General features: G+C 62.3%; 4 protein-coding genes. 1 reads left to right on the top strand and 3 read right to left on the bottom strand.

The annotated features are described in order from the left end of the window. Nucleotides 1-653, top strand: a 653-nt coding sequence (locus ACRC1E_RS06715; RefSeq protein WP_438514339.1) for a peptidoglycan DD-metalloendopeptidase family protein, incomplete at its 5' end; no start/stop codon positions are given. A 164-nt stretch (nucleotides 654-817) separates the two neighbouring features. On the opposite strand, the gene ACRC1E_RS06720 is transcribed toward ACRC1E_RS06715, so the two are convergent. The 3 genes from ACRC1E_RS06720 to ACRC1E_RS06730 form a co-directional block, all read right to left on the bottom strand. Continuing rightward, a complete protein-coding gene (locus ACRC1E_RS06720) occupies nucleotides 818-2,077 on the bottom strand; it encodes a TIGR03862 family flavoprotein (RefSeq protein ID WP_438514340.1) in 1,260 nt (419 codons plus the stop codon). 75 nt (nucleotides 2,078-2,152) lie between these two features. Then, nucleotides 2,153-2,548 (bottom strand): YidB family protein, encoded by a 396-nt coding sequence (locus ACRC1E_RS06725; protein ID WP_438514341.1) that lies wholly within the window; start codon nucleotides 2,546-2,548, stop codon nucleotides 2,153-2,155. A 15-nt stretch (nucleotides 2,549-2,563) separates the two neighbouring features. Beyond that, nucleotides 2,564-2,977 carry a YidB family protein gene (locus ACRC1E_RS06730; protein WP_438514342.1) on the bottom strand — a complete coding sequence of 138 codons (414 nt, stop codon included), beginning with the start codon at nucleotides 2,975-2,977 and terminating at the stop codon, nucleotides 2,564-2,566. Nucleotides 2,978-3,176 lie beyond the last annotated feature (199 nt).

A 3,176-nucleotide genomic window follows, 5' to 3' on the forward strand; every position in this document is an offset into this window, starting at 1 on the left:
CCCTGTTGCTGGCGCTAGGCGCCTGCAGCAGCACACCGGCCTACCCGCCGATACCGGCCGGCCATTACCGCGTACAAGCGGGGGACACCCTGTACCGCATTGCGCGCAATAACGGGCGCAGCGTCAGCGAGCTACGCAGTTGGAACCGCTTGCCCGGCAACGCCATCAATGTAGGACAGGTGCTGCGCATCATGCCGCCTCCGCGCTATGCCGCCAGCCGCCCACCCGCCGCTTCCCGACCCGGCAAGCCGGCGGCAATACCGGTAAAACCCGCGCCCAAACCAGTCGTCGCCAGCGGCATTTCACTGGGCTGGCCGGCCAAGGGCAAGCTGATACAGGGTTTCAGCAGCCGCAACAAGGGCATCGATATTGCCGGTAACAGCGGCGATGCCATTCTCGCTGCGGCAGCCGGCAAGGTGGTCTACGCAGGGCAAGGCATACGCGCCTACGGCAACCTCGTCATCATCAAGCATAACGAGTCTTTCCTTAGCGCTTACGCCCATAACCAGACACTCCGGGTACGGGAAGGCGATAGCGTGAAACGCGGCCAACAGATCGCCAGCATGGGCAGCAGCGGCACCGACCGCAGCAAGCTGCACTTCGAATTACGCTACCGCGGGCAGGCAGTGGACCCGATGCCTTATCTTAAATAAGAGCCGGGAGCCGGGAGCCGGGAGCCGGGAGCCGGGAGCCGGGAGCCGGGAGCCGGGAGCCGGGAGCCGGGAGCCGGGAGCCGGGAGCCGGGAGCCGGGAGCCGATTTCAGCGTGATGAAAAAAATGCCGCCAAGTCAAGTCCCTATTCCCTATTCCCTATTCCCTATTCCCTATTCCCTATTCCGCCGCCTCCCAGCCACGCCACCACCCCCTGCCCTGCGGCACGGCCGGTCGCGAAGCAGGCGGTCAGCAAATAGCCACCGGTGGGGGCTTCCCAATCCAGCATCTCGCCGGCGCAAAATACACCGGGGAGTTTGGCTAGCATCAGCCGGGCATCCAGCCCGTCAAAGATGACGCCACCGGCGCTACTGATGGCCTCGTCCAGCGGACGCGCGGCATGCACGCGTACCGGCACGGCCTTGATGGCGGCAGCCAGTGCCGTCGTATCATTAAATACATCTTTGGGCAGGCACTCGCGCAGCAAGGCGGTTTTTGCCCCCTTGAGCCCGACCCGGCTTTGCAGGTGGCTGGATAGCGAACGCGAGCCGCGTGGATGGCAAACTTCCTCCTGCACCCGTGCGGCACTTCTATCCGGTACCAGATCGAGATAAAACGTCGCATCGCCATCGCGGGCTATCAGTTCGCGCAAATTGGCCGACAAGGCATAGATCAGGCTGCCTTCTACCCCGCTTTGCGTCAGCACCAGACCGCCGCGGCGGGTCGTGGTCTGGCCCTCGCTATCCGTCAGGGTAATGGCAATCGATTTGAGCGCCTCGCCGGCAAACTTATCGGCAAAAAATGGCGACCAGTCCGCATCAAAGCCGCAATTGGATGGCTGCAAAGGCGCGACCGCTACGCCTTTGCCCTGCAAAGGCGCGACCCAGGCACCATCCGAGCCCAGCTTTTGCCAACTACCTCCGCCCATGGCCAATACCACGGCATCGGCGCGAATATGCACCTCGCCTTCCGGGCTCGCAAACACCAGCTCGCCGTCCTCGTTCCAGCCCTGCCAGCGATGGCGCGGATGAAAATTTACCCCGCTCGCGCGCAGACGTGCCAGCCATGCACGCAGCAAGGGTGCGGCCTTCATTTCGCGCGGGAAAACCTTGCCCGAGCTGCCAACGAAGGTCTCTACCCCCAAGCCATGTACCCATGCCCGCAGCGCCGCCGCATCAAAAGCATCCAGCCAGGGCTTGAGCACATTCGCGCGCTTGCCATAACGCGCGACAAAGTCGGGCCACGGCTCGGAATGGGTAATATTCATGCCGCCCACGCCAGCCAGCAAAAACTTGCGCCCGACCGAGGGCATGGCGTCGTACACATCCACCGCCAGCCCGGCGCCGGCTATCTGCTCTGCCGCCATCAGCCCGGCAGGGCCTCCACCGATAATGGCGACACGGGGGCGGGATGGCGAATGGGGCATGGCGGGGCTCTCTGAAAATGAAGCACGGCCTGGAAACCAGGCCGTGCGGGATGAAGCGGGAGATTCTAAACCAGTTCAACGATCGAACAGTACCCCGATAGAAGAAAACAGCCGGGCAAAATCATCCTCCCGTCCGGGCAGCGCTCCATCTGGCGTCAGCCGGTCAAACAGCTCGGGCAAGGCTTCGGCCATGACTTTGGCGGCATTAAGCGAGGTCGTCTCCATCATGTCGGCAAATTGCCCGACCGCGCCCTCACCCAGCGCAACATAGACATCTGCCGGCGTCAGCGGCAGGTTGCCACCGTTGTCCAGCCAGGAGTCCAGTACATTGCCAAGACCAATGTCGCGAAAGCGCTGCCCCAGCCCGCCCAAGCCGCCGTGATCATCCACCAGCGCCGCCAGGGCACGCATCACCGCATCATGCTTGCCCTCACCCGACATCAACTCGCCTAAACGGTCAAAGCATTTCATGATGCCCTCCGATCGCTATGACTTGCCGAACAAACCCTTGAGCAAGGATGAGCCCTGTGCCAACAGATCGCTATTTCCGGCCGGCAACTCGCCATTCGGCGTCAGCGTATCGACCAGTTGCGGCAGCGCCGTCGCCAAAGACTGCGCGACTTGCGAGGTATCCAGCCCTATTTTCCCGGCCAGCGCCGCGATCTGCTCATTGCCCAGCACCTGTTCGATCTGCGATGCGGCAATGGCCTGATTGTCGCCGGTAGAAATCCACGACGACACGACATCACCGAGGCCGCCTTGCTGGAATTTTTCCACCAGCCCGCCCAGCCCCCCGTTTTGCTCTAGCAGAGCCCCCATCGCCCCCATCAAGCCGCCCTGCCCTTCGGCTCCCTCCGTACTGCTGCCCAGCGCGCCGGTTAGTTGATCTAGCAGTCCCATGATGATCTTTCGCAAGTTGAGGAACTACCAGTCTAGTTTTGATTCGCCGGAAAACCAAAAAGCCCGCCTAAAAAGGCGGGCTTATCTCAGCGCAGTAACAGATTTCAGCAGCCCTTATCGCACTTGGGATCTGGATTCCGAATCAGCAAACGCACCAGCGTGCCACGTGGTTCGCGTACCGCGTCAGTACCGGTTGACA

The sequence above is a fragment of the Craterilacuibacter sp. genome (genome assembly GCF_051659485.1).
In the GTDB taxonomy this organism is placed as follows: domain Bacteria; phylum Pseudomonadota; class Gammaproteobacteria; order Burkholderiales; family Chromobacteriaceae; genus Craterilacuibacter.

Bases quoted from the DNA above. Each gene is read 5' to 3' on its own strand.
- ACRC1E_RS06720 (WP_438514340.1), bottom strand. From the start codon at position 2,077: ATGCCCCATTCGCCATCCCGCCCCCGTGTCGCCATTATCGGTGGAGGC.
- ACRC1E_RS06725 (WP_438514341.1), bottom strand. From the start codon at position 2,548: ATGAAATGCTTTGACCGTTTAGGCGAGTTGATGTCGGGTGAGGGCAAG.
- ACRC1E_RS06730 (WP_438514342.1), bottom strand. From the start codon at position 2,977: ATGGGACTGCTAGATCAACTAACCGGCGCGCTGGGCAGCAGTACGGAG.